The 25,201-nt window shown below is 70.7% G+C and carries 25 protein-coding genes and 4 tRNA genes; 13 read left to right on the top strand and 16 right to left on the bottom strand.

The features are described 5' to 3' along the window. Positions 1-38: 38 nt before the first annotated feature. The 7 genes from AB0J87_RS13990 to AB0J87_RS13960 all read right to left on the bottom strand — a co-directional run bounded on the left by AB0J87_RS13990 (position 39) and on the right by AB0J87_RS13960 (position 6,982). Positions 39-1,457 carry an FAD-binding oxidoreductase gene (locus tag AB0J87_RS13990; protein WP_363965241.1) on the bottom strand — a complete coding sequence of 473 codons (1,419 nt, stop codon included), beginning with the start codon at positions 1,455-1,457 and terminating at the stop codon, positions 39-41. Continuing rightward, on the bottom strand, positions 1,454-2,587 hold the full coding sequence (locus tag AB0J87_RS13985; RefSeq protein WP_363965239.1) for an ABC transporter ATP-binding protein: 1,134 nt from the start codon (positions 2,585-2,587) through the stop codon (positions 1,454-1,456). The genes AB0J87_RS13990 and AB0J87_RS13985 overlap by 4 nt, the downstream gene beginning before the upstream one ends. After that, positions 2,574-3,368, bottom strand: a complete 795-nt coding sequence (locus tag AB0J87_RS13980; protein ID WP_192786195.1) for an ABC transporter permease — start codon at positions 3,366-3,368, stop codon at positions 2,574-2,576. Before AB0J87_RS13980 ends, AB0J87_RS13985 begins: the two co-directional genes overlap by 14 nt. Beyond that, the gene (locus AB0J87_RS13975; RefSeq protein WP_363965236.1) at positions 3,365-4,240 is read right to left on the bottom strand and encodes an ABC transporter permease; all 876 of its coding nucleotides are present in this window, start codon (positions 4,238-4,240) and stop codon (positions 3,365-3,367) included. The genes AB0J87_RS13980 and AB0J87_RS13975 overlap by 4 nt, the downstream gene beginning before the upstream one ends. Positions 4,241-4,246: 6 nt before the next feature. Further along, the gene (locus AB0J87_RS13970) at positions 4,247-5,365 is read right to left on the bottom strand and encodes an ABC transporter substrate-binding protein (RefSeq protein ID WP_363965234.1); all 1,119 of its coding nucleotides are present in this window, start codon (positions 5,363-5,365) and stop codon (positions 4,247-4,249) included. Positions 5,366-5,397: 32 nt separating this feature from the next. Next, positions 5,398-5,976 carry a cupin domain-containing protein gene (locus tag AB0J87_RS13965; RefSeq protein WP_319711353.1) on the bottom strand — a complete coding sequence of 193 codons (579 nt, stop codon included), beginning with the start codon at positions 5,974-5,976 and terminating at the stop codon, positions 5,398-5,400. A gap of 112 nt (positions 5,977-6,088) precedes the next feature. Continuing rightward, positions 6,089-6,982, bottom strand: coding sequence for an NAD(P)H-binding protein (locus AB0J87_RS13960; protein WP_363965232.1), 894 nt, complete (start codon positions 6,980-6,982; stop codon positions 6,089-6,091). Positions 6,983-7,069: 87 nt separating this feature from the next. On the opposite strand from AB0J87_RS13960, the gene AB0J87_RS13955 reads away from it, so the two are divergent. Beyond that, positions 7,070-8,830, top strand: coding sequence for a thiamine pyrophosphate-dependent enzyme (locus AB0J87_RS13955; protein ID WP_363965230.1), 1,761 nt, complete (start codon positions 7,070-7,072; stop codon positions 8,828-8,830). Here AB0J87_RS13955 and AB0J87_RS13950 read toward each other — a convergent pair. Then, positions 8,799-9,566, bottom strand: coding sequence for an IclR family transcriptional regulator (locus tag AB0J87_RS13950; RefSeq protein WP_363965228.1), 768 nt, complete (start codon positions 9,564-9,566; stop codon positions 8,799-8,801). The genes AB0J87_RS13955 and AB0J87_RS13950 overlap by 32 nt on opposite strands. A gap of 68 nt (positions 9,567-9,634) precedes the next feature. Between AB0J87_RS13950 and pobA the strand changes: the two genes are divergently transcribed. The 4 genes from pobA to AB0J87_RS13930 are packed head-to-tail and all read left to right on the top strand — an operon-like array spanning position 9,635 to position 13,583. After that, entirely contained in the window at positions 9,635-10,789 is a 1,155-nt protein-coding gene (pobA, locus tag AB0J87_RS13945; protein WP_363965226.1) for a 4-hydroxybenzoate 3-monooxygenase, read from the top strand. 29 nt (positions 10,790-10,818) lie between these two features. After that, the gene (locus AB0J87_RS13940; RefSeq protein WP_363965224.1) at positions 10,819-12,126 is read left to right on the top strand and encodes a lyase family protein; all 1,308 of its coding nucleotides are present in this window, start codon (positions 10,819-10,821) and stop codon (positions 12,124-12,126) included. Further along, entirely contained in the window at positions 12,123-13,244 is a 1,122-nt protein-coding gene (pcaC, locus tag AB0J87_RS13935) for a 4-carboxymuconolactone decarboxylase (protein ID WP_363965222.1), read from the top strand. The genes AB0J87_RS13940 and pcaC overlap by 4 nt, the downstream gene beginning before the upstream one ends. 27 nt (positions 13,245-13,271) lie before the next feature. Beyond that, positions 13,272-13,583: a DUF6401 family natural product biosynthesis protein gene (locus tag AB0J87_RS13930; RefSeq protein ID WP_363965220.1), complete on the top strand. Its 312-nt coding sequence runs from the start codon at positions 13,272-13,274 to the stop codon at positions 13,581-13,583. Between the two features lie 31 nt (positions 13,584-13,614). On the opposite strand, the gene AB0J87_RS13925 is transcribed toward AB0J87_RS13930, so the two are convergent. Further along, a complete protein-coding gene (locus AB0J87_RS13925) occupies positions 13,615-14,430 on the bottom strand; it encodes a hypothetical protein (RefSeq protein WP_363965218.1) in 816 nt (271 codons plus the stop codon). Between the two features lie 127 nt (positions 14,431-14,557). Here AB0J87_RS13925 and AB0J87_RS13920 point away from each other — a divergent pair, with 127 nt between their 5' ends. From AB0J87_RS13920 to AB0J87_RS13910, 3 genes are all read left to right on the top strand, one after another. Then, on the top strand, positions 14,558-14,932 hold the full coding sequence (locus AB0J87_RS13920) for a VOC family protein (RefSeq protein ID WP_363965216.1): 375 nt from the start codon (positions 14,558-14,560) through the stop codon (positions 14,930-14,932). 461 nt (positions 14,933-15,393) lie between these two features. Continuing rightward, positions 15,394-16,215: a class I SAM-dependent methyltransferase gene (locus tag AB0J87_RS13915; protein WP_363965214.1), complete on the top strand. Its 822-nt coding sequence runs from the start codon at positions 15,394-15,396 to the stop codon at positions 16,213-16,215. A gap of 79 nt (positions 16,216-16,294) precedes the next feature. After that, entirely contained in the window at positions 16,295-17,068 is a 774-nt protein-coding gene (locus AB0J87_RS13910; RefSeq protein WP_363965212.1) for a methyltransferase domain-containing protein, read from the top strand. 147 nt (positions 17,069-17,215) lie between these two features. Here AB0J87_RS13910 and AB0J87_RS13905 read toward each other — a convergent pair whose 3' ends face one another. Beyond that, the gene (locus AB0J87_RS13905; RefSeq protein ID WP_363965210.1) at positions 17,216-17,998 is read right to left on the bottom strand and encodes a DUF899 domain-containing protein; all 783 of its coding nucleotides are present in this window, start codon (positions 17,996-17,998) and stop codon (positions 17,216-17,218) included. A 271-nt stretch (positions 17,999-18,269) separates the two neighbouring features. On the opposite strand from AB0J87_RS13905, the gene AB0J87_RS13900 reads away from it, so the two are divergent. After that, a complete protein-coding gene (locus AB0J87_RS13900; protein ID WP_363965208.1) occupies positions 18,270-18,758 on the top strand; it encodes a SigE family RNA polymerase sigma factor in 489 nt (162 codons plus the stop codon). After that, positions 18,755-19,483, top strand: a complete 729-nt coding sequence (locus AB0J87_RS13895) for a hypothetical protein (protein WP_363965206.1) — start codon at positions 18,755-18,757, stop codon at positions 19,481-19,483. The genes AB0J87_RS13900 and AB0J87_RS13895 overlap by 4 nt, the downstream gene beginning before the upstream one ends. A gap of 367 nt (positions 19,484-19,850) precedes the next feature. On the opposite strand, the gene AB0J87_RS13890 is transcribed toward AB0J87_RS13895, so the two are convergent. The 6 genes from AB0J87_RS13890 to AB0J87_RS13865 all read right to left on the bottom strand — a co-directional run bounded on the left by AB0J87_RS13890 (position 19,851) and on the right by AB0J87_RS13865 (position 23,218). After that, positions 19,851-19,925 (bottom strand) — tRNA-Val (locus AB0J87_RS13890). A 20-nt stretch (positions 19,926-19,945) separates the two neighbouring features. Next, a tRNA-Gly gene (locus AB0J87_RS13885) sits at positions 19,946-20,017 on the bottom strand. Between the two features lie 49 nt (positions 20,018-20,066). Next, positions 20,067-20,137: transfer RNA gene (locus AB0J87_RS13880), tRNA-Cys, on the bottom strand. 16 nt (positions 20,138-20,153) lie between these two features. Then, positions 20,154-20,225: transfer RNA gene (locus AB0J87_RS13875), tRNA-Gly, on the bottom strand. Positions 20,226-20,316: 91 nt separating this feature from the next. Continuing rightward, positions 20,317-22,545, bottom strand: a complete 2,229-nt coding sequence (locus AB0J87_RS13870; protein ID WP_363965204.1) for an N-acetylmuramoyl-L-alanine amidase — start codon at positions 22,543-22,545, stop codon at positions 20,317-20,319. Between the two features lie 64 nt (positions 22,546-22,609). Beyond that, complete coding sequence (locus AB0J87_RS13865) at positions 22,610-23,218, bottom strand: TetR/AcrR family transcriptional regulator (RefSeq protein WP_350722060.1); 609 nt, start codon at positions 23,216-23,218, stop codon at positions 22,610-22,612. A 56-nt stretch (positions 23,219-23,274) separates the two neighbouring features. Between AB0J87_RS13865 and AB0J87_RS13860 the strand changes: the two genes are divergently transcribed. The 3 genes from AB0J87_RS13860 (at position 23,275) to AB0J87_RS13850 (ending at position 25,191) form a co-directional block, all read left to right on the top strand. Then, positions 23,275-24,099 carry an ABC transporter ATP-binding protein gene (locus tag AB0J87_RS13860; RefSeq protein WP_363965202.1) on the top strand — a complete coding sequence of 275 codons (825 nt, stop codon included), beginning with the start codon at positions 23,275-23,277 and terminating at the stop codon, positions 24,097-24,099. After that, the gene (locus AB0J87_RS13855) at positions 24,089-24,835 is read left to right on the top strand and encodes an ABC transporter permease (RefSeq protein WP_363965200.1); all 747 of its coding nucleotides are present in this window, start codon (positions 24,089-24,091) and stop codon (positions 24,833-24,835) included. The genes AB0J87_RS13860 and AB0J87_RS13855 overlap by 11 nt, the downstream gene beginning before the upstream one ends. A 68-nt stretch (positions 24,836-24,903) precedes the next feature. After that, positions 24,904-25,191: a hypothetical protein gene (locus AB0J87_RS13850; RefSeq protein ID WP_350722054.1), complete on the top strand. Its 288-nt coding sequence runs from the start codon at positions 24,904-24,906 to the stop codon at positions 25,189-25,191. Positions 25,192-25,201: the final 10 nt, after the last annotated feature.

The raw sequence follows: 25,201 nt of genomic DNA, 5'->3' as shown, positions 1-25,201 counted from the left end.
GATCCCCGGAGCGTTGAGCACGCTCCGGGGGAGACGCGTCAGCGGCCGGAGATCAGGTTCGCCAGCCGCGCGAACGGCGACGTCGTGGTGCCGTGGTCGTTCTCCTGCCGGTCGGCGGCGCGGAAGAGCGCGTAGATGAGCTGCACCCCCGTCCACCGGAGCGGCTCGGGCTCCCACTGGCGCACCTGGCGTCCCACCCAGGGCAGGGCCGTCAGCTCGGTGTCCTGGCGCAGCACCAGGTCGCGCAGGGTGCGGCCGGCCAGGTTCGTGGTGGTGACGCCGCTGCCGACGTAGCCGCCCGCCCAGCCGAGGCCGGTCGCGTGGTCCAGGTGCACCGTCGAGCACCAGTCGCGCGGCACGCCCAGCACACCGCACCAGGAGTGCTGGATCCGCGCGTCCGCCGCCGCGGGGAAGAGCTTGACCAGCATCCGCCACAGCAGCGCGACCGTCTGCGGCTGCGTGGCGCCCCGCACGTCGGTACGCGAGCCGTACCGGTAGGGCACGCCCCGGCCGCCGATCGCGATGCGGTCGTCGGCGGTGCGCTGCGCGTAGATGTAGGCGTGCGCCTCGTCCCCGATCAGCTCGTTGCCCTGCCAGCCGATGTGCTTCCACACCTCGGGCGGCAGCGGCTCGGTGACGATCATGGAGCTGTTCATCGGCAGCCACTGCCGGTGCTGCCCGGCCAGCGAGGCGGTGAAGCCCTCGGTGGCGCGGATGACGTAGTCCGCCGTGACCGCCCCGCGCGTGGTGACCGCCGCCGCCTGGCTGCCGTCCCGCCGCGGGATGATCTTCGTGACCGTGGTGTCCTCGAAGATGTCCACCCCGAGCCGGGCGACCGCCTCGGCCAGGCCGACGGCCAGCTTGGCGGGCTGGATGCGGGCGCAGTGCGGCGAGTAGGTGGCCTCCAGGGTGCCCGCCACCTGCACGCGCTCGCGCTGCTCGTCGCGGTCCATCAGCCGCAGGTCGCCCTCACCGTACCCCCAGGTGCGCAGGTCATCGAGCTCGGCGCGCAGCCGGCGCCGCTGGGCCGGGTTCGTCGCGACGTGGATGAGGCCGCCCTTGTGGATGTCGGCGTCGATGGCCTCCTCGCGGGTCACCTCGATGACCTCGTCCACGGCGTCGAACATCGCGTGCTGCAGGTCGATCATCGCCTGCCGGCCGCGCGCCTTGGCGTGCCGCTTGCGCGACCCGGCGAACTCCGCCGACAGCCACCCGCCGTTGCGCCCCGACGCGCCGAAGCCGGCGAACTCCTTCTCCAGGATCGCGATCCGCAGCCCCGGCTCGGCCTTCTTCAGGTAGTACGCGGTCCACAGGCCGGTGTAGCCGCCGCCGACGATGGCCACGTCGTACGAGCGCGGCCCCGGCAGCGGGGGACGCCGGTCCGGCAGGCCGATCTGCCGGTACCAGAACGAGACGCCGCCGTTGGCGAAGTCCTTGGTGAGCGGGATGCCTTTCACGTGAGCACAGCCTCCACATCGGGCGAGTCGGGCAGCAGGACGGAGTCGGCGACGCGCCACGTGAGGGTGACCTCGTCGCCGCCACGGGCGTCGCTGAGGCTGCCGGCCTGCTCGCGCACCAGCGCGGACGAGCCGTCGGGCAGCCTCAGCTCCAGCTTCCTGCTGGAGCCCAGGTAAATCTCGCCGGTGACGGTGGCCGGCAGGGCGTTCCATTCCGAATCGGGGGAGAAACCCGCCTCGCGCACGGCCAGCCGCTCCGGGCGTACGACGAGCGCGCCCGCCTTGTTGGCCAGGCTGTCGGACGGGCCGCCGGGCAGGCTGCCGGGCGCCCGCAGCAGCCGCGCGCACACGCCGATGCCGTCGGGCGTGACGTCGCCGCGCAGGATCGTCGACTCGCCGAGGAAGCGGGCCACGAACAGCGTGGCGGGCCGCTCGTACAGCTCCTCGGCGGGCCCGACCTGCTCGATGCGGCCGCGGTTGAAGACCGCGATCCGGTCCGACAGCACCAGCGCCTCGTCCTGGTCGTGCGTGACGTACACGAACGTGGTGCCGAGCTCGCCGTGGATGCGCTTGATCTCGAGCTGGAGCCAGTCGCGCAGCTTCTTGTCCAGCGCGCCCAGGGGCTCGTCCATCAGCAGCACGCGCGGGCTGTAGACGATGGCGCGGGCCACGGCCACGCGCTGCTGCTGTCCGCCGGACAGCTCACGCGGGTAGCGGTGGCCGTACTCGCCGAGGTGGACGGTGGCCAGCGCGGCCGCGACCAGCTCGGCGCGGCGGGCCTTGGGCACCTTGCGCTGTTTGAGCGGGTACGCGATGTTCTCGGCGACCGTCATGTGCGGGAACAGGGCGTAGTGCTGGAAGACCATGCCCATGTCCCGCTTGTGGGCGGGCGTCGCGGCGATGGCGGTCCCGTCCACGGTCAGCTCGCCGGTGGTGGGGTGGTCGAAGCCGGCGATGATGTTCAGCGTGGTCGTCTTGCCCGAGCCGCTCGGCCCGAGCAGCGTGATGAACTCGCCCGGCTTGATCGACAGCGAGACGTCGTCCACGGCGACGAAGTCGCCGTAGCGCTTGGTCAGTCCGGTCAGCTCGATGCCGGCGCCGCGGGCGGCGAGATCGTTACTGGTGGGCACGTGACCTCCTGGCGACGAAGAAGGTGGCGATCAGGACGAGGCTCGTGGTCAGCACGATGATCATCGTGGCCGCCGCGGCGATGGTCGGGTCGGTCTCGCGGGTGACGCTCGCGTACATCTTCACCGGCAGGGTCTGCAGGTAGGGGCTCTGGATGAACAGCGAGACGACCACCTCGTCGAAGCTCGTGACGAACGCGAACAGCGCGCCCGCGGCCACGCCGGGGGCGACCAGCGGCAGCGTCACGGTGCGGAAGGTGGTCCAGCGGCCCGCGCCCAGGCTGGCCGCCGCGCTCTCCAGCCGCCGGTCGAACCCGCTCAGCGACGCGGTCACCGGGATCATCACGAACGGCAGCGCCAGCACGGTGTGCGCCATGACGAAGCCCATGAGCGTCCCGACGAGCTGCAGCTTCAGGAACACGGCGTAGACGCCGATGGCCAGCACGACCCCGGGCACGATCATCGGGGCCAGCATCGACCCCTGGACCAGCGCGAGCCCGCGCATCCTGGCCCGGGTCAGGCCGAGCGCCGCCGCCGTGCCGAGCGTGGTGGCGACGACGGTGACCAGCAGGCCCACCTCGAGCGAGGTCCACAGGGCCGACATCCAGGCCGGGTCGCCGAAGAAGTGCTCGTACCAGCGGGTGGACCAGCCGTCCGGCGGGAACTTGAGCGACGCCTTCGAGGTGAAGCTGAGCGGCACCACGATCAGCGCGGGGGCCACCAGCCAGACGCCGACCAGCGCGCAGAACGCCCACAGCGCCCCGCGTCCCACCCGGGCGCTCATCCGGTCACCTTCTTCCCTGCGCGGCGCAGCGTGACCGCCAGCAGCGCGATCATGGCCAGCGTGAGCCCGAGCAGGACCACGCCCATGGCGCCGCCGCGCCCCCACTTCAGCAGGCCGTTGACCTGCGTGAAGATCTGCTGGGAGAGCAGCGCGTCGGTGGGGGAGCCGAGCAGCGCGGGCGTGACGTAGAACCCGAGCGCGCTGATGAACACGGTCAGGCACCCCGCCGACACCCCGGGCAGCGACAGCGGCACGTAGACGTCGAGGAACGCCTTGACGGGCCGCGCTCCCATGCTGCCCGCCGCGGTGAGCAGCCGCCGGTCGATCCCGCTCATCACCGCGTAGAGCGGCAGCGCCATGAACGGCATCAGCAGCTGCACCATCCCGATCACGACGCCCGTCTGGGTGCGGATCAGGCTGAACGGACCCAGCCCGATGGTCCCGAGCAGGTCGTTCACCACGCCGGTGTCCTGCAGCAGGATCACCCACGCGAAGGTCCGCACCATCAGGCTGGTCCAGAACGGCACCAGCACCAGCAGCGTCAGCACGACCCTGGCCCGCGGGCCCGCGATCGTCATGGCGTACGCGTACGGGTACGACAGGATCAGCGCGACCACCGTCACCCACAGGGCGGTGGTGAACGTGCGCCCGAGCACCCGCAGGTTCTGGGACTCGCTGAAGAACCAGGTGAAGTTCCCCAGACCGGGCACCGGATCGGTGAACGCGCTGATCACCATCGAGATCAGCGGAAACAGGAAGAAGACGGCGAGCGCCACCAGCGCCGGCAGGACCAGGAGCGCCGGGCGGCGCTCAGGGTCCGCCGGCTGCCTGGCGGCGGCGGGCGGGGCTACCGCCTGCAGGGTGGAGGCCATCCGCGATCAGCCGCCGAGCCAGGCCGACCACTTCTCGATCATCTCCGGCTGGTGTTCGGCCCACCACTTGGAGTCGATCTTGAGTGCCTTCTCCGGGACGCCCGGAGCGGTGGTCAGGAACGCCTGGCCGGTCTGGTCGAGGCTCGGCTTGGCGTCGGTGTTGATCGGCGAGTACGAGGTCAGCTCCGTCAGCTTGGCCTGCTGCTGAGCGCCCAGGTAGTAGTTGATCAGCGCCATCGACGCCTTCGGGTTCTTGGCGTTCTTCGGCACGGCCAGCGAGTCCATGATCGGCATCCACTGGTCCCAGGCGATCTGGAACGGCGCGCCGTTCTTGACGGCGGCGTAGGCCCGGCCGCTCCAGACCATCCCCATGTCCACCTCGCCGGACTCCAGCAGCTGCTGGGCCTCCGCGCCGGTCTTCCAGAAGACCAGGTTGGAGCGGACCGACTGCAGCTTCTTGGTCGCCCGGTCGACGTCCAGCGGGTAGAGCTGGTCGGGCGCCACGCCGTCGGCGATCAGCGCGCCCTCGAACGGGCCGGGCGCCGAGTCGCCGGGGTTGCCGGAGATGGCGCGCTTGCCGGGGAACTTCGTCGTGTCGAAGAAGTCCTTCCAGCCCTTGGGCGGGTTGGCGCCGAACTTGTCCTTGTTGTAGACGAGCACCATGCCGTACTGCATCGCGGGGACGGTGCACTGGGCGGACAGGCCCTCGGGGACCTTGGACTTGTCGATGATCGAGTAGTCCAGCGGCTGGAGCAGCTTGCCGCACTGGGCATCGGCCCAGATGGAGTCGGCGTCGATCACGTCCCAGGTGACGTTGGAGGAGTCGACCTGGGCCTTGATCTTGGCGTAGTCGGTCGGGCCGTCCTGGAGGATCTTGGCGCCCGACTCCTGGGCGAACGGGTCCACCGCCGCCTTCTGCTGGCCCTCCTGGTAGACGCCTCCGTAGGAGACGAAGGTCATGTTGAGGCCGCTCAGGGCGTCCTTCTTGATCGTGCCCGACTTGGCGGGCCCCGACCCGAGATCGATCGAGGCGGGCGCCGCCGAGCCGGCTCCGCAGGCGGTCGCGAGCAGGAGCGAAGCCGCGACGCCGGCCATGGCGGCCAGTCGCGCTGGGTGCTTCGGCATGGGTTACCCCCTAGGGCAGGTGTAGCTGGGGTTCAGGAGGATGTAGTAGGTGGGGCGACCACCCAGAGGACCTCGGCGGTCTCGTCACTCTCGTTGACGATCCGGTGGGGGACCGACGTGCGGTACTCCACGCTGTCCCCGGGCTCCAGCACGTGTGCGGCGGCGGAGCCGTTGGGTCCGAGCCAGAGAGTGATCCGCCCGCGGATGACCAGGAAGATCTCCTGGGAGTCGCCGTGGGTGTACGGTTCGTCCCCGGTGGACGAGCCCGGATCGAATTCCCCGGCGTACACCTCCACGTTCTGAAGCGGGCGCTGGGAGATCAGGAACTTGCGCGTGCCGGGAGCCGTGTGCAGCTCCGGACGCGCGTCGCGGCGCACCACCCGGTGGCCGACCTCGTCCTCCTCGTTGAACAGATCCGCGACCGTGAGCCCGAGAGCCGAGGCGATTCGCCTGAGCATCCCGATGCTGGAGCTGGTCTGCCCGCGCTCCAGCTGGCTGATGAAGCTCGCGCTCGCCCTGGCCTCCGCCGCGAGTGCGCGCACGGTCATGCGGCGCATGTTGCGGTAGGCGCGGATTCGCGCACCCAAGCGGGCGTTCTCCGACTCCGTCATCGAACCTCTCGATTGGCTGCACTGAACAAGTTGTTAAGTGGCAATGAAAGGACCGTACATAGGTAGCCGAATGCCCATCAAGGGGGCGTTACGTAACGACTACGTAAAGGAGTCAGCCGCGGGTGGGGCGCTCGTAGCCCTCGTCGCCTCCGTAGACGTGCAGGTCGGGGTCCTGCTCCGGCTGGTTGGCGGGGCTGGTGGGCGAGGCGGTGTGCTCCGAGGCGAAGTCGTCGGAAACCTCGACCGGCTGCGGGAAGAGGTGGTCGTGCCAGGTGATCCGGCCCTTGGGCTCGGCGTCGGTCAGCAGCTCGCCGGCGCGCTGGGCCGCGTACAGGCTGCCGGGGAAGCGCACGGGCAGGCAGGGGCGGTGCAGGCCCTTGGCCTCCAGCCAGGTCCTGACCAGCTCGTCCGTGTTGAGCACCTGGGGACCGCCGTACTCGATCTCGTCCATCGCGGGGCCCGCGGCGATCAGCTCGTTGAGGCGGGCCGCCACCTCGCCCGTGTGGACCGGCTGCCAGGGCATCGAGCGGTCCACGGCGAGCACGGGGAGCGACTCGAAGTCGCTCAGCCGCCGGTCGAGCGTCTGCTGGAAGTGGGTGGAGCGCAGGATCGTCCAGCCCAGCTCGCTCTCCGAGATCAGCCGTTCGGCCTCCAGCTTGTGCCGGAGGTGGCCGCTGGCCACGCTGTCGGCCCCGACGCACGAGGCGTACAGCAGGTGCGGGTACCCCGCCTGGCGGGCGGCGGCGACCAGCTTGCGCGTCCCGGCCACGTCCACGGCGCCGCGGCCCTTGCGGCCGCCGGTGGCCAGGTGCGCGATGACGTCCACGTCGCGCACGGCCTCCGCGAGACCGTTGCCGGAGACGAGGTCGCCCCACATCCACTCGACGTTCCCGCGGCTCTCGCGCTTGGTACGGCTCAGCGCCCGCACCCGGTGGCCCGACCTGAGCAGTGCGGGCACCAAGGCGCCCCCCAGCGTGCCCGTTGCTCCCGTGACCAGAATGCGCATGACGCCCCTCTACCCGCGAATGCCTAGAAATGACAAGGAATCTGGTAAAAGCGTCTGCGACCTGCGGAGCGGGGTAGAGCGGCTCCCATGGCTCGAATCGCAGCGGAATCCCTGGTAGAGCGGCTCGCCGAGTGGGGTGTCGACACCGTTTTCGGCATGCCGGGCGACGGCATCAACGGCATCATGGAAGGGCTGCGGCGCCACCGTGACCGGGTGCGCTTCGTCCTCGTCCACCACGAGGAGGCGGCCGCCTTCATGGCCACCGGCTACGCCAAGGCCACCGGCCGGATCGGCGTGTGCCTGGCCACCTCGGGGCCCGGTGGCATCCACCTGCTCAACGGCCTCTACGACGCCAAGCTGGACCACGTGCCCGTGCTGGCGATCACGGGCATGCAGGAGACGTCCGTGCTGGGCACCGGCTACCAGCAGGAGGTGCACCTCGACCGGCTGTACGAGGACGTGGCCGAGTACAACATGATGATCACCAACCCGGCGCAGCTGCCCTCGCTGGTGGACCTGGCGATCAGGACCGCCTACGCGCGGCGCGGGGTCGCCCATCTCACGCTGCCCAACGACCTGCAGGTGGCCGAGGCGGGGATGGCCCCGTACCGGGCCGTGGCACCGGCGCGGCCGCCGGAGACCGCGCCCATCTACCTGCGCCCGTCCGGCCTGCCGCGCCAGGAGGACGTCGAATGGGCGGCCGAGGTGCTCAACAACGCCCGGCGCCCCGCCATGCTCGTCGGGCAGGGGGCGCTGCACGCCCGGCAGGAGGTGCTGGCCGTGGCCGAGGCGCTCGGTGCTCCCGTGGCCAAGACGCTGCCCGGCAAGGCGGTCATCCCGGACGACTCGCCGTACACGACGGGCGGGATCGGGCTGCTCGGCACCCGGCCGAGCGAGGAGCTGATGGACGAGGCCGACGTGCTCTTCATGGTCGGCACGAACTTCCCCTACTCCAAGTTCCTGCCGGAGCAGGCGCGGGTGGTGCAGTTCGAGGCGGACCCGACCAGGGCGGGGGCGCGGATCGCGACCGACGTGCCCGTGGTGTGCGACGCGAAGGAGGGGCTGCGGGCGCTGCTGCCGCTGCTCACCGCCCGGGACCGCCACGCCCACCTGCGGAAATATCAGGAGATGATGGACAAGTGGCGGGCCGACATGGACGCTCTGGAGAACCCGGACCGGGATCCCATCGCGCCCCAGTACGTCGTGTCCATCATGGACGAGCTCGCCACCGACGACGCCATCATGACCTGCGACAGCGGCACCATCGCCACCTGGGCCGCCCGGCACTGGACGATCCGCGGCGAGCGCCAGTTCTACCTGTCCGGGACGCTGGCGACGATGGCCCCCGGGCTGCCGTACGCCATCGCCATGCAGCACGCCTATCCCGGACGGCAGGTCATCGCGTACGTCGGCGACGGCGGGTTCACGATGCTGATGGGCGAGTTCCTGACGGCGGTCCAGCAGCGGCTGCCGGTCAAGGTGATCATCAACAACAACAACTCGCTCGGGCAGATCCTGTGGGAGCAGATGGTGCTCGGCTACCCGGAGCACGGGGTGCGCTTCCCGGAGCCGGAGGCCGACTTCTCGGCCTGGGCGAGGTCGTGCGGCGGGTTCGGGGCCAAGGTCACCAAGTCGGAGGACGTCGCCATGGCGATCGGCCAGGCGCTCGCGCACGACGGCCCGGCGCTGGTGGACGTGGACGTGAACCCGAACGAGCCGCCCATGCCGGCCAAGGTCACCTACGAGCAGGCGAAGAGCTTCGCGCAGGCGTTCCTCAAGGGGCAGCCGCACAAGGCGGCCATCGCCACGACCCTGTTCAAGGACCGGATCCAGCGGCTGGGGGAATAGCCGTCGCGATCGCCGCCGCGGTGCTCAGCAGGGGGTCGATCAGCTGGGGCAGCTCGCGGGCGCGCCGCGAGGACAGCACGATGCCCAGGGCCGCCACGGGCCGCCCGTCCACCAGGATCGGCGCCGCCGCCGAGCAGGTGCCCAGGGTCATCTCCTCGTACGTCAGCGCGTACCCCTGGGCCCGCACGACGGCCAGCTCCCTGGCCAGCCGGCCCGGCTCGGTGATCGTGTGCGGGGTGGGCCGTTCGAGCTTGCGCGCCAGGTAGGACTTCACGAACCAGTCCGGCTCGTACGCCAGCAGCGCCTTGCCCACGCCCGTCGGGTGCATCGGCAGCCGGCCGCCCGTCCGCGACACGATCGGCACCGCCCGCCGGCCGTACACCTTGTCCACGTACAGCACCTCGAGCCCGTCGCGCACGGCCAGGTGCACGTTCTCGCGCGTGGTCGCGAACAGCTCCTGCAGCCACGGATGGGCCAGGTCGTGGAGCCGGCCGGGCGCGAGCTGGCCCAGCTCCCACAGCCGCAGCCCGACCCGCAGCCGCCCGTCGGGCGCGCGGCTCAGCGCCTGCCACTCCTCCAGCTCGGCGACCAGCCGGTGCGCCGTGCTCAGCGGCAGCCCGCTGCGCCGGGCCACGTCGGTCAGCGTGAGCTGCGGATGGGCGGAGTCGAACGCGCCCAGGATGGCCAGCACCTTGGACGTCACCGAGCGCCCGCCCTCCCGGGCCCCGCCTGCCATGGAGCCATTCTTCCACTGAGTGGAAGGAGAATCTCGGCCAAGCGCGGTCAAGGCAGGATGCTTCCCTCATGCGAACTCAGGTCGGGATCATCGGGGCAGGCCCCGCCGGGCTGCTCCTTTCCCACTTGCTCCACCTGCGCGGCATCACCTCCGTGGTGCTGGAGAAGCGCAGCCGCGACTACGTCGAGCGGCGGGTGCGGGCCGGGGTGCTGGAGCAGGGCACGGTGGACACGCTGGTCGAGGCGGGCGTCGGCGAGCGCCTGCTGCGCGAGGGGCTGCCGCACCACGGCATCGAGCTCAGGTACGGGGGCGCGGGCCACCGCATCGCGTTCGAGAAGCTCGTGCCGGGCAGGTCCATCACCGTGTACGGGCAGCAGGAGGTGGTGAAGGACCTGATCGCGGCCAGGCTGGCGGCGGGCGGCGACATCAGGTTCGAGGTCGAGGACGTGGAGGCGCACTCGCTGGAGTCCGATCCCTATCTGACTTTCGGCGGCGAGCGGCTCGACTGCGACGTGATCGCCGGGTGCGACGGCTTCCACGGCGTGTCCAGGCCGGCCATCCCCGAGGGCGTTCTGAGCGTTTACGAGCGGGACTATCCCTTCGCCTGGCTGGGCATCCTGGCCAGGGTGGCGCCCTCGTCGGAAGAGCTGATCTACACCAGGACCGAGCGCGGCTTCGCCCTGCACAGCATGCGCTCGCCCACCGTCAGCCGCTTCTACCTGCAGGTCCCGGCGGACGCGCGGGTCGAGGACTGGCCGGACGAGCGGATCTGGGCCGAGCTGAAGGCCCGGCTGGAGAGCGTGCCCGGCTTCACGCTGACGACCGGCGAGATCATGGAGAAGGGCGTCACGCCGATGCGGGCGTTCGTGGCCGAGCCCATGCAGTACGGGCGGCTCTACCTCGCCGGCGACGCCGCCCACATCGTGCCGCCGACCGGCGCCAAGGGGCTCAACCTGGCCGTGGCCGACGTCCGCGTGCTGACCGAGGCGCTGGCCGCGTACTTCGCCGACGGCTCGACCGGGCTGCTCGACGGCTACTCCGACGCGTGCCTGAAGCGGGTGTGGCGGGCGCAGCACTTCTCGTGGTGGATGACGACGCTGCTGCACACGTTCGAGGACGAGGACCCGTACGCGCGGCGGCTGCAGCTGTCGTACCTGGACTACGTGACCTCGTCGGAGGCGGCGGCGACCACCCTGGCCGAGAACTACGTGGGCCTGCCGTGAATGATGGCCTGACTGAGGAGGTGGACCGCGTGGGTTCTGACGGCGGCTTGCTCGCCCCGGTCTGGGCGGGGACGCGGGCGGAGGCGATCACCTCGGACGCGGCCTGGCTGCGGGCCATGCTGGAGGCCGAGGGGGCGCTCGCCCGCGCCCAGGCACGGCTGGACCTCATCCCTTCTGAGGCGGCCGCGGCCATCGACAGGACGGCCGCCACGCTGGTGCTCGACTCGGCCGACCTGGCCCGGCGGGCCCGCCAGTCGGCCAACCCGGTCGTGCCCCTGGTGGCCGACCTGCGGCGGGCCGTGCCGGGCGCGGCGTCGTCCGTGCACCGGGGGGCGACCAGCCAGGACATCCTGGACAGCGCCGCCATGCTGGTGGCCACGCGGGCGATCCGCGGCATCGTGGGCGATCTGAGCGCGATCATGCGGGATCTCAGCGAGCTGGCCGAGCGGCACCGGGACACGGTGATGGCCGCGCGGACGCTGGGGCAGCAGGCGGTGCCGACCACGTTCGGGCTGAAGGCGGCGGGGTGGCTGGCCGGTCTCATGCGCGCCCGGGCCCGGCTCCGGGAGCTGCGGCTGCCGGCCCAGCTGGGCGGCGCGGCCGGCACCCTGGCCGCGTTCGCCGAGCACGCGGGTGCGTCTTCCCCGGCATCCGGCGCGTCTTCCCCGGCAGCGGGCGCGCGGGGTGCCGATGCGGGCACCGCGTTGCTGCTGGCCGAGGTGTTCGCCGAGGAGATCGGGCTGGCGGCGCCCCCGATGCCGTGGCACGCGGAGCGCTCTCCCGTCACCGAGCTCGGCGCGGCGCTCACCGCCACGGCCCGCGCGCTCGGCAAACCGGCCACCGACATCGTCCTCATGGCCCAGACCGAGGTGGGGGAGGTGGCCGAGTCGTCGGCCGGCTCCTCGTCGGCCATGCCGCAGAAACGCAATCCCGCCCTGTCCGTCCTGGTCCGGTCGGCCGCGTTCCAGGTGCCCGCGTACGCGCAGATCCTCGGGCAGGTCGGCGAGCACGAGCGGGCCGCGGGGGCCTGGCAGGCGGAGTGGCTGCCCCTGCGCGAGGCGCTGCGCCTGACGGGCGGCGCGGCCGAGACCGCCGCCGAGCTGGTGGCCGGGCTGCGGGTCTTCCCCGACCGGATGCGGGCCAACGCCGAGCTGACCGGAGGCCAGCTGCTCGCCGAGCGCCTGGCCGCCCACCTCGACCGCAAGGCGCTCGACGAGGCCCTGTCCGCGGAGGGCCCGCTGCAGGACCACGCCGAACTGCTCGATCCTGCGGCTTACCTGGGGGCGGCCCCCGAGCTCGTTGATCGCATCCTCGCCACCTACCGGGAGCAACCGTGAAACTCCACCACCGCATCGACGGCCCGGCCGGCGCGCCGCTGCTGGTGCTCGGGCCCTCGCTCGGCACCACGATGGAGATCTGGCAGCCCCAGCTCCCCGCGCTCACCGAGTCCTGGCGGGTCCTCAGGTACGACCTGCCGGGCCACGGCGGCTCGGCACCGGCCGCGGCCGGGTTCACCATCGACGACCTGGCGCGGGCCGTGCTGGAACTCGTCGGGGACGAGCGGTTCGCGGTCGGCGGCGTCTCGCTCGGCGGCGCGATCGCCTCCACCATCGCCGTCAAGGCTGCGAACCGCGTGCGCAGCCTGGTGCTGTGCTGCACGTCGGCCAAGTTCGGCGAGCCGGGGCCGTGGCTGGAGCGGGCGGCGCTGGTGCGCGGCAAGGGTCTGGCGGCGCTCGTGCCGACGCTGAGGACCCGCTGGTTCACCCCCGGCTTCGACGGCCAGGGGGTGTTCGACCGGTTCGTGGAGGTGGACGCCGAGTCGTACGCGGCCTGCTGCGAGGCCATCGCCGCCTTCGACCTGACCGGCCGCCTGGGGGAGATCACCGCGCCCACGCTGGTGATCGCCGGCTCCGAGGATCCGGCCACGCCGCTCGACCACGCGCTCACGCTGGCCGGCGACATCCCGGGCGCGTCCCTGACGGTGGTGCCCAGGGCCTCGCACCTGGCCAACGTGGAGCGCCCCGACGCGGTGACCGCCGCCGTCCTGGGCCACCTGCGCCGCGACGAGCCCGCCGAGGACGCCTTCGCGGCGGGCATGCGCACCAGGCGGGAGGTGCTCGGGGACGCGCACGTCGATCGGGCGGTCGCCGCCACCACCGACTTCACCCGCGATTTCCAGGAGCTCATCACCCGCTACGCCTGGAACGACATCTGGAACCGGCCCGGCCTGGACCGGCGCGCCCGCAGCTGCGTCACGCTCACCGCGCTCGTGGCCAGGGGGCAGATGGAGGAGCTCGCCATGCACGTCCGCGCGGCTTTGCGGAACGGGCTCACGCGCGAGGAGATCAAGGAGGTGCTGCTCCAGACGGCCGTCTACTGCGGGGTTCCGGCCGCCAACGCCGCCTTCGCGGTGGCCCGCCGCACGCTCGCCGACATCGACGCGGAGGGTCGCTGACCTTGGGGGATGCTTTAAGGTTGTTTGGTGGTCTTTGAGGATGGTTGGGCGATTTCGCCCCTGCGCTGGCTGATGAACACGCTGGGCGATGCCCAGCTCGCCCGGATGGACGGCGACCCCGGCCTGGTCGCCGCGGTCGACCAGCACGCGGCGGTGCTGCGCGACGCCATCCCGCTGGACCGGGAGACCCTGGGCGACTACCTGCTGGGCTTCCTCGACGAGCTGCGGGAGCGCGACTGGGTCTTCACCGGCGAGCCGGACGCGGCGGCGCTCCGGCTGACGGCGGTCTGCTGGCTGGCCCGCGAAGCGGGTTTCCTGGAAGACGGCCTCCCCGCCTGACCGATCGGCCCGGGTCAGGCGGGCGGACGGTTCAGTCCGGAGGCATCTCGGAGCGCGGCGGGGTGCTCGGGGTGGTCGGAGCGCCCGGAGCTCCCGGGGTCGCCGGGGTGGTGCGTACAGGCTCCCCTGCCATCGTGCGGGCGTCCTCACGCCCTCGCTGGTACGCCTCCGCGTGCGCCCTGGCCTGCGGGGCCTCCCGCTCGATCCGGCTCAGCCAGCGCTCCCAGCGCTGCTGCATCGGGCGGACGAGCCCGCCACCGATGCCGATCGCCACGATCGCGCCGATGGTGGCGAGGACCGTGATCAGCACCGGAGTCGTGACCGTGGTGGCCACCCCGATCTGGTTGAGCGCGGCGATGATGCCCAGCGCCCAGATGAAGACCGCCGCGGCGGTCGCCACCCAGCGACCGTAGGTGAGCCCGCCGAGCGCGCCGGCGATGATGTCCCTGACTCCCATGGCGATGGCGCCCGCCACCACGATGATCACGATGGCGACCAGGGCCGCGGGCAGCCAGCCCACCACGCTGTTCAGCATCGACGAGATCGGGTTCGGCCCGAACACGCTGAAGGCCAGCTGGAGGGTGACCAGCAGGATCGCATAGTAGACGATCTTGGCGAGCAGGCTCCGGGCGGTGTACTTGCTCTGCTCCAGCCAGCGCCGCACGCCGCTGCGCTCCACCGCCCGGTCGAAGCCGACGCGCTCGAGCACCTTGTCGACGATCTTCTGCAGCGCCTTGGCCACGATCCATCCGATGATGAGGATGACCAGGAACGCGACCAACTTCGGAACGAACGTCGCTATCTGCCGCCAGGCGGCCTCAATGCCTTGGCCTATGTTGATGTCCACGGTTTCCTCCTCCGAGGAGCCACTCCAACGGCGCTACCCGGACATATGCCGTTTATGCACACAGAGCAGTCGAAACTTCGCATAAAGCGACATTTCGGACATGTTCTCCCGGGCTAGGATGATCGACATGCATCGCAGCCGGGTCTATGCCCTTCTGATCGACACCCCCGCGTCCGAGGCCGAGCAGGCGTCGGCGTTCTGGGCCGCGGCGCTGGGGGCCAGCGCGCACCCGCTTCCCGGGTACGAGCAGTTCACCTCGTTGCACGGTGCCGTTCCCGGCCTCGACGTGGCGGTCCAGGCGGTGGACGACGCGCCGAGGCTCCATCTCGACATCGAGACCGACGACGTCGAGGCCGAGACCCGGCGGCTGCTGGCGCTCGGCGCGACGGAGGTGTCACGGTGGCAGGAGTGCCGCATCCTGCGGGTGCCCGGCGGGCACCTGCTCTGCGTGCTGCCCGCGGAGAGCGACCGCTTCGAGGCGGAGGCGAAGACCTGGCCCTGACCCCCGGTCAGAGTAGGTGCGGCGGGCTCACCCACCCGTTGCCCATCTGGGTGGTGACGCGATTGACGCCCGCCCCGAACCAAAGGTGCTCGCTTCGCTCGGGCGCCTTCCCGAAAGCTTTCGCCCCCTGATTGCCCGACAGGAAGCCGGAATTCTCGGCGATGCGAGGCGATGCGAGGCGATGCGAGGCGAGGCCGGCTGGGATCGGCGAAGCGGTCACGCTGGCGCTTGTGGCGGGAGCCTCGGTTGGGATCGTCTCTGGTCTCTTTGCGAAGGTGTGGCTCAAGGACACGCCTGGACGTGCCCATCTCGGTCTCCGAGGAGAAATTCCATCCGGCGCTCATCGCGTCCGAAAGGAGATCATTTTTGGTGCCCGGTTCGGCCTTCCGGTCGGGTCCGTAAGCAAGGCCCGGCCGAATATGGTTCGTCCCGGCCGTTAGGCGACGGATAGGGTGTCTGCCGTGCAGGACGAGGTCTACCACTACAACGAGGACCGCTGGGAAGCCCTTGTGGAGGCGGACGCGTTGTTCACCCGTCCCATGCTCGACCTGGACGCGGAGAAGGCCCAGGTCTATTTGGGCCTGGAGAGGCTGGGCATCGCCGGCGACCTGGCAGGCCGGAAGGTGCTCTGCCTGGCGGGAGGAGGCGGGCAGCAGTCGGCGGCCTTCGCTCTGCTCGGAGCCGACGTGACGGTTCTCGACATCTCGTCCGGGCAGTTGGAGCGGGACCGCTTGGCCGCCGAGCATTACGGCGTCGGCATCCGTACGATCCAAGGGGACATGCGGGACCTGTCGGCCCTCGACGACTCCTCGTTCGATCTGGTCTGGCATCCGTACTCGCTGACCTTCGTCCCGGACTCCCGGATCGTCTTCCGCGAGGTCGCGAGAGTCGTCGACGAAGGCGGCTGTTACTACCTGATGTGCGCGAACCCATTCTTCTCCGGGCTCACTCACCACTCGTGGAACGGGGAGGGCTACACGCTGAAGCACTCCTACACGGACGAGGCCGCGACCAGCTATCCCGACCAGGCCTGGGTCTACGACCGCGAGCAGGACGGCCGTCGCATCCGCGAACCCAGGGAGTACAGGCAGACGCTGAGCCGGATAGTCAACAGCCTGATCCGGGAAGGCTTCACGCTGACGTTCCTTTCCGAGGTCAGAGGTGATTATCCCGGTGCGGAACCGGGTAGCTGGGCGCACTTCACGGGGGTGGCTCCGCCGTGGCTGGAATTCGTCTGGCAGTACTGTCCGGCGTTCTCGGAAGATCAGGGCGTCCGGGGGTAAGCACCGCTCAGCCGCAGCCACGTGTTCAAAGGCATGCGGCGTGGTCCTTTGCGTATCCGATGCCGATCTCGGAGGAGCCATGAAGAGCATCTATGACAGCGAACGGCTGGCCGCAAGCTATGCCTTCGACCGGCCTCCGGTGCATCAGCAGATTCTCAAGTCGGCTCGCCTGAAGCGCCCGGTCGGGCGAGCACTGGATATCGGATGCGGTGCCGGCGTGTCCACTGCCGCGCTCGCACCATTGGCCGAGTATGTGATCGGCTTGGAGCCGGTCCCGGCGATGCTTGCGCACCGACGATCCGTCGCGCCGTCCGCTCGATTCGTCATCGGCGCAGCGGAAGGGCTGCCATTCGCCGCGGCGTCGTTCGACCTGGTCGTCGCCGCCGGCTCGCTGAACTACACCGATCTTTCGTCGGCCCTTGCCGAGGTGGCCCGCGTACTGACTCCAGACGGAACCTTTCTTCTGTACGACTTCTCGCAAGGCCGGTATTCGCGGACAGGCGACGCATTGGCGACGTGGTTCAAGTCGTTCCAGCAGCGGTTTCCATCAGTATCCGGATGGCGGCCGCTGGTCGCACAGGAGTTGCGTCTGGAGGGGACGGGGTTGCGCCTGCTCGATTACGCCGACATTGAGATCCCGCTACAGATGTCACTCGACGACTACCTCCGTTATGTGTTGGGCGAGGTCAACGTCGACAGCGCCATCGGACGCGGGGACGACAGCGCCGAGCAGGCGCGCGACTGGTGTCACCGCACGCTTGCGGAGGTGTTCCGGAACGGGGAGATGACCGTGGTTTTCCGAGGTTATCTGGCCACACTGGCCCCGACCGGCAACGGCTGCTCCCACGTATGACTTACCGCGAACAGGTGAAACTCCTGCGCCGCCGCAGGAGTCCTTCACCTTCCGGGCGCCCCCCATCGACCGAGCGCGCGGGCTGGGACTCGCACCGCCCGGAGGTTCCGCCCGGCACCTGACGCCGACGCCGGCGACGAAGGCCTGTCAGTGGTGGTGGTCGTGCCGGCCGAGGGTCTGCGCGGGGGTCGCGCCGGGGCGGGTCCACTGCGGCACGGGGCGGCTGGTCGGGCCCCAGACGGCGTTCCCGTCCGCGTCCGAGCGCCAGCTCCAGGACGGGCTGCGCCCCTCGGGCCGGCCCTCGGGGTTGTCCTCCCACGCCTCGCTGCGGCCATAGGGCGTCATGTCGAGCAGGCCCAAGGACCCACTGACCCGCTCGTTGCCACGGCCCGTCGTGGAGTAGGTGAGGAACACGCGGTCGCCGTCGCGCAGGAAGCAGGTGAGGTAACCCATGCTGCCGCCGACCGGCTCCTCCACACCGCGCACCGAGTACCAGGGCTGGGTGTAGCCCATGAACTCGACGTAGGAGGCCACCTCGTCCCAGCGGCCCGTGGTCAGGATGGCGAACGAGACGCCGCGGGCGTTGAGGTAGACGGCGTCCTTCAGGTGCCAGGCCGTGGTGGTGCAGCCCTCGCACTGCCCCTGGTGCGGCGCGCCGTCGTACCACATGTGCTTGTAGACCACGAGCTCGTCGCGGCCCTGGAACAGGTCCAGGAACGGGACCGGGCCGTCGGGTCCGACGACCTCGACCGTCCCGTCGAACTCCACCATCGGCAGCCGGCGGCGGGCCGCGGCGATGGCGTCGCCCTCGCGGGTGTGGGCCTTCTCGCGGACCAGAAGCTCGTCCCGGGCAGCCTGCCAGGTGGCCAGGTCGACGATGGGCGGGCGGCCGGGCAGCGCGGTGGTCGGGTCACTCGGCGTGGTCGTCATGAGGTCCTCCGTGGTATCTCGTGCCGGGCAGCGTCGTAAGACGCCCAACGACGGTCACCAGAACAGACCCGCGGCCAGGCCGGAACTCATCGCGGCAGGGGTGCCCGGGGAGCGGCGGTGAGTTTCGCCGGTACGCCTTGCCATCGCCACATGGCAATCACCGTCACGGCCCCTGGCATGTCGCCACCGTACGGCGATGGCGCAGGCACGGTGAGAAATCCCTGGGGCGGCTGTCATCCGGTTCGGGCTCCCCGGCGAGTAGTGATCGGTGATGGAAGGATTCGCTGAGTATGTGACAGCCCGGTCGGGGCGGCTGCGACGTACCGCCTATGTGCTCACGGGTGACTGGGGCACGGCCGAGGACCTGGTGCAGACGACGCTGGCCAGGGCCTGGCAGGTGTGGCGGCGCATCGAGGGCGATCCCGACCCGTACGTCTATCGCATCTTGACCAACACGCACGCCTCCTGGTGGCGCAGACGATGGCGCGGCGAAGTGCCCACGGAGTCGCTTCCCGACACGACCGCCCGCGGCGACTTCGCCGGCGAGGTCGGCGAGAAGGACGCGCTCTGGACGGCGATCAGGGGGTTGTCGGACCGGCAGCGCGCGGTCATCGTCCTGCACTACTTCGAGGACCTGACACTGCCGCAGTGCGCCGACGTGCTCGGCTGCTCGCTGGGCACGGTCAAGACGCAGCTGGGGCGGGCGCTGGCGCGGCTGCGGGTGCAACCGGCGATCGAGCTGATGGAGGTGGAGCAATGAACCATACCGAAGACGACCTGCGCGAGCTGCTCGCCGAGCGCACGGCGTACGGACCGGGAGGGGACGTGGACGTGGCCGAGATCGTATGGAGGGGCAGGCGCGGCAGGCTTGCCCGATGGGGCGCGGGCGCGGCGCTGGCGGGGGCCGCCGCGACCGTGGTGATCTGGACGCTGCCCGGGACGGCGACGACCCCTGCCGCTCCGGTCACCTCGTCGAGCGTGGATTCCGCGGCACCGTCGCGCGCGCCCGATCTGCCGGCCAGTATCGATGGCCTGACCAGGATCGGGGCTGTGCTCACCTCGATGTCCGCGACCGGAATGGACATCAAGGTCAAGCCGGCCAGCCATGCCACCACTGTGGTCGTCACCTGCGCGGACCCGCAGTCGTGGGTGGTCACGGCCGTCGAGGGCAGCCGCGCGGGGCAGGTCAGCCGGTGCCAGGGCGGCATGGCTCGGCACGCCTACGACCGGGGTTCGCTCCCGTCCACATGGTCGGCCGGGCGCCAGTCCATCCGCGTGTGGGTCTTCCCTCCCACCGAACTCATCGGACAGGCGTCACTGGACGGCTGCGCCGTGGCCGACAAGCGGAAGGGAACCTGCGACGGCAGGTACGTGGCTCAGGAGCTGGTCAGGTACGACGTCGCCCTGGAATTGGCCGCCGACCTGGGCGCCAAGCCCGGAACCTGGGCCGCGGGAGTCTATGACGGGAGCTCATCTTCAGGGTGAGGGCGGCAGGCGGCTGAGCCGGGCCGGCGCGGACGTGGCCCAGGCTCGGCCCAATGGCTGACCACCAACCGCCCCGGGCAGAGCGGGCCTCCAACAGCGCCGGGCGCATCTGTTCGCCACACGCGTTGGCCGCCGGCCCGCGACGGGATGGCCTCTCCTTGCCATGCGGCAGACGGCCGGACCGCTGGAGGCGACCGCGGTCTCCAGCCGGTCCGCGATCGCGCACCCGGGCCATGTTGCGAACCCCCGGCCCTGCCGAGGCCGGTCGACCCGGGCGCGATTTGATCGACTCGCAGGATCGAAGTCAGCGCGTACCCGGAGCAGTAAGAAACCCCGGATGCTGATCGCACCCGGGGCTTTCTCATGATGGTGGACGATACTGGGATTGAACCAGTGACCTCTTCCGTGTCAGGGAAGCGCTCTCCCGCTGAGCTAATCGTCCATATTGAGTTAGAAACTCAGAGCGGAAGACGGGATTCGAACCCGCGACCCTCACCTTGGCAAGGTGATGCTCTACCACTGAGCCACTTCCGCGTGGTGCTGCCTTTACTTTAGCGGATCCCGAGGGGTCCGCCGGTCGCCGAGGTGGAGACGGGATTTGAACCCGTGTAGACGGCTTTGCAGGCCGCTGCCTCGCCTCTCGGCCACTCCACCCTGGAGTCTTGCTCCGAGCGGAAGACGGGATTCGAACCCGCGACCCTCACCTTGGCAAGGTGATGCTCTACCACTGAGCCACTTCCGCGTTAACCCCTGGCGACATGCGCCGGGCTACGGGAAAACCATATCGTCTTCCCGGAGTGCCCGTGCGCACTGAGTGGCCCGCGGGGCGAAATTCAGCGGATCAGGCGCACGTCCTTGGCCATGACGAACATCACCCGGTGACCGAGCTGGATCTGGTAGTAGCGGGTTTGTCCGGTCGTGGTGACGTGTTTGGCCGGGCTGAAGGCGCCCGCGGCGTAGTAGGAGCCGGTGATCGTGTCGCCCACCGTGTACGTCTGGCCGGGGCCGATCTTGTACTGGAGCGGGGCCAGCGGCTGGTACGACGCCAGCTTGTAGGCGGACTGCTCGGGGAACGCGCGGCCGTACACCCTGGTCCTCGGCCTGAGAGGAGTCACCAGCGGGCCCCTGGCGGGGACGGCGGTGGGGTCGGAGGGCGGGTTGTGGAACCAGGCCTTCTGGCCGAGGTACCAGATGGCCGTCCAGTCGTCCTGCCGGTCCGCCACCGCGAAGCGCTGGCCGGTGGAGGCGCGGGCGCTGTGGTCGTACACGCTGTACGTGCTGGGCTTGCCCGGATGTTTGCCCTGGTCGTTGACCAGAGGGGACGACTCGCGCGGCTCCTGGTGCAGCCAGACCGTGGCGGCGCCGTGCTCCGGGCACGCCTTGTCCGGCTTGACGGCGACGCAGCCGGTGAAGCGGGGCCGGTTCGTGTCGTACGAGGGCCGGATCATGATGGAGTTACCGCTCTGCACCCCCTTGAGCGGCTTGCCCAGCAGGTCGAAGTAGTGGGACCAGTCCCAGTACGGTCCGGGGTCCTCGTGCATGCCCGCGACCATCTTCGGGGTGGTGCCGGGGACGTTGTCGTGGCCGAGGATGTGGGCCCGGTTGAGCGGGATGCGGTACTTGCCGGCCAGGTATCTGACCAGCTTGGCCGACGAACGGTACATCGCCTCCGTGTACCAGGTGCCCTTGGCCAGGTAGCCCTCGTGCTCGATCCCTATCGAACGGGTGTTGACGTCCCAGTTGCCCGCGTGCCAGGCGATGTCGTTGGTCGCCACGTGCTGGGCGACATGTCCGTCACGGGAGCGGATCGTGTAGTGCCAGCTCACGTACCTCGGGTTGCGGATCAAGGACGGGATGCCCTGGTAGGAGCCCTCCGTGTCGTGAATGACGATGTAGTCGACGGAACGGGACCGGCTCAGACGGTCGTGGTTGCCGTAGTCCCGGTTCTTCTTCCTGCCGAAGCGCTCGTAGGCGGCGGGTATCCATTCGCAGGAGAGCGAGCTGGGGCACTCCACCTGCCTGCCGCTTCCGGTCTTCTCCACATTTCCGGGCTCTGTCCAGTTCCCGTCCGGGTCGGTCTGATCGTCCGACCCGGCTTCCTCCCCGAAGAAGGTGTCGTACTGGTCGTCGTACGGGGGCGGTGGGTCGTTGTCGGTCTGCTCGTTGACCACGGGCGGGGCGGCGGCGGAGTCCTTGGCGGTTGCGGGGTCCTTGGCGGTGGCGGCCACGGGGTGGGGGAGGTTGGGCACGGGTTCGAGGCGTACCAGGTGGCCGTCGTCGGTACGCCGCCGCGCCCCCTCCCGCATCACCGAGAACACCTCGTCGGCGAACTCACGTGCCGCGGCCGCGTTCTCCGCGCCCGAGTAGCGGGCGACGGCCGCGTACCAGTCGGCCGGGTTGCCGCTCGGGCGGTCCTGGTACGAGGCCAGGAGGGCGGCGCCGCCCCTGATGTTGGCGGCCGGATCGGTGCGCAGCCGGGCGGGGTCCGCGCCGATGAGGCGCCCGGCCTCGGGCAGCGTGGCGGGCGGCGGCGCCGCGCTCGGCGCCGAGGCGGGAGGGGCTTCGGCGAACGTACGGGGCAGCGGGCGGGCGTCGTCCCCCCGGGCGTCGCCCAGCGCGTCACCGATCGGCCACGCGTGCCCACCCCCGGCCGATGGGGCGGCGGCGCTCAAAGGGCTGAGCGTGTCGGCGGGGAACGCGTCCACCAGGTGCATCGGCCCGTAGCCGCCCGCCGTGCTCGGCGACCCGCCGTTCGCGTCCCAGCGGGACTCCAGGTACGAGACGCCGAGCAGCACGCTCTCCGGCACCCCGAACTCCCGGGCGGCCGCGGCGAACTCGGCCTGCCGCCCGGAAGGGTTCGCGGGAGGGAGGGCGCCGGTCCGGCGGCCGGGCGCGCCCCAAGCGAAGAGGCCGGGTGGGCCCGTGAGGGCAGGGGCGGTCCGGTGGCCGGAGCTCGCGAGGGCGAGGCCGGGCGGTCGCGCTGGGGCAGAGCCGGATGCGGGCATGTCCGCGGGCGCGGTGAACGTGCCGGCGGTCAGGGCGGCGGCGAGCCAGAGGCGCATGACATCTCCCCCAGGAAGGTCACGATACGACTACTCACCGTAACCTTTCCCAGAAAGGGATGGGTCAGACGGGTCGGATGATACGCATGAGATCCGCCAGATCGGCTGCGAACTCGGCATCCCAGTCATCAGGCGTCAGATGCCCGGCCAAACGGCGGTGGGCGGGCGCGTCGGCACCGCGGCTGAGCCTGATCTCCCGGGAGGCGTCGGAGAAGCGCCCGCTCACCTCGGAGAGCGCGAACCCCATCACGAACGTGCTCACCAGCCGCTCGATCCGGGGGACGTCGGCCTCCGGCACGCCCGCGTCGAGCAGCGCCTGGTAGAGCTGGTCGACCACCTGGACCCCGTCGGGCGTCGCCGAGGTGCGCAGCAGCAGGAGCGGGAAGACCGACGGGTGCTCGCGGGCCAGTCGCCGGGTGGCCCAGGCGACCGCGCCCAGGCGCTCCTGCCAGGTCTGCCCGGGATCTCCGGGCGCGAGCCGGTCGAGCAGGCGGCCGACGAGGCCGTCGAGCAGCTCATCCTTGTTCCGGAAATATCCGTACAAGGCCATGGGTGTTACCCCGACCCGCTCGGCGACGGCCCGCATGGACAGGGCTTCGAGGCCGCGCTCGTCGGCGATGGCGAGGGCCGCGTCGAGGATTTCCGGCTGCCGGGAGGTCTTGAGCTTCCGCACCGCGCCAGTCTACAGTGTAGAGCAGTCTACGTCGTAGACTGAGGGAAGGGGGACGCATGGGCGGGCTGGTGGAGGCGGCCGGGCTGGTCAAGCGGTACGGCGACGTCGCCGCGCTGGACGGCTTCGACCTGCGGGTGGAGCCGGGCGAGATCGTCGGGCTGGTCGGCCACAACGGCGCGGGCAAGACGACGTTCTTCGAGATCGCCGCCGGGCTGACACGCCCGGACGCCGGGCGTGTCGTGGTGCGGGGCGAGGTGGGGATGGCGCCCCAGCAGCTCGCCCTCTACCCCGGCGTCACCGTACGGGAGACGTTGCGGCTGTTCGGCGGACTGGCCGGGCTGCGGCGGCGCGCCCTGGCCGGGGCCGTCGAAGCCGTGGCGGAGGAGCTGGCGCTGACCGGAGTGCTCGACCGGCGGGTGAGCGTGCTCTCCGGCGGCCAGCAGCGCCGCGCGCAGGCGGCCACCGCCCTCCTGCCGGACCCGGACGTGCTCCTGCTCGACGAGCCCACGGCGGGCGCCGACCCCGAGACCCGCAGCGCCCTCCTGGCGGCGGTGCGCCGCAGGGCGGACGGCGGCGCGGCGGTCGTCTACTGCACGCACTACCTCCCCGAGCTCACCGAGCTGAAGGCCACGATCGCCGTCGCGCGGAGCGGGCGGGTGATCGCCAGGGGCACGGGCGCCGAGCTGCTCAAGGGGCTGCCGGGCGAGGTCCGCGTCACCCTGGACGACGACGAGATCACGGTCGCGACCACCGACCCCACCGCCACCCTGGCCGACCTGCTGCGCGATCTCGACCGCCCGGTGCGCGGCATCGACATCCGCCAGCCGTCGCTCGACGACCTCTACAAGGATCTTCGCAAGGAGCCCGCAGATGCCGCGTGAGACGTTGCACCGCATCGCCGTCCTGACCGCGCACAACGTGCTCCTGCGCCGGCGCGACCCGGCCCACCTGGTCAGCTACCTGGTCATGCCCATGGTCCTCATGCTCGTCTTCAAGTCGATGCTGCGCGAGCCCGCCCAGGTCGTGACGGGACTGCTGGTCATGTTCTCGGTGCTGTCGATGGCCGACGTGGCCACGGCCGGCCTCGCCGAACGCACCTGGCACACCTGGGACCGCCTCAAGGCCACCAGGGCCCGCGTCCCGGAGATCATGATCGGCAAGGCCCTGCCGGTGTTCGCCGTGCTGGTCCTCCAGCAGGTCGTGCTGCTCGCGTACGGGATGATCGCGGTAGGGCTGCGGCCGGCCGGGACGGCGTGGCCGCCGGCCCTGGGCCTGGCCGTGGCGGCGTGGTGCTTCACGCTGCTCGGCGTCGGCACGGCCCTGGCCGGGGTGGTGCGCAGCCAGGGGGAGCTGAGCACGCTCTGCAACATCGCCGCGCTGTCGGTCAGCGCGCTGGGCGGTGCGCTGGTGCCGTACGCGATGATGCCCGCCTGGGCGCAGGCCATCGCGCCGATCTCGCCCGGATACTGGGCGACCACCATGCTCCAGGCCGCCGTCAGGGGTGACGTCGCGGGCACGGTCCGTCCCGCGGCCGTCCTCGTCGGGCTCGGTCTCGTCGCCGGCGCCTTCGCCTGGTGGCGCTTCGGCAAGGGCTGGGGCCGCGGCAGCCTGCTCTAGACAGGCGTTCGAGTTAATTCCTGCCCGATTTCGGGCAGGATGTTGAAGTGTCTCGTTCCAGATGCGTAATGTCCTCGTCTGTGTCCCCGGCACGACATCCCTACGAAGACCTCATCGTCCACCTCACCGAGACGAGCCCGCTGGGCCCGGGTGAGGCGGCGAAGGTGATCGCCGACGTGCTGTCGTACTTCTCCGAGTCCGTCGAGGAGTACGTCCGCCGCCGGCACGCCGAGCTGAAAACGGTCGGCCACACCAACGACGAGATCTTCCCCAGGATCGCCGCCGAATTACGCGGTCGGCGGGTCGCGGCACCGGAGCTGTCCCTGCGGCAGCTGCGCAGGATCGTCTACGGATGAAGAGGAGACC

Origin of the sequence: Nonomuraea sp. NPDC049625 (genome assembly GCF_040675285.1) — a bacterium.
Classification (GTDB): Bacteria; Actinomycetota; Actinomycetes; order Streptosporangiales; family Streptosporangiaceae; genus Nonomuraea; species Nonomuraea angiospora_A.
The sequence above is the reverse complement of the archived record's forward strand: the minus strand, read 5'-3'. Positions and strand labels throughout refer to the sequence as shown.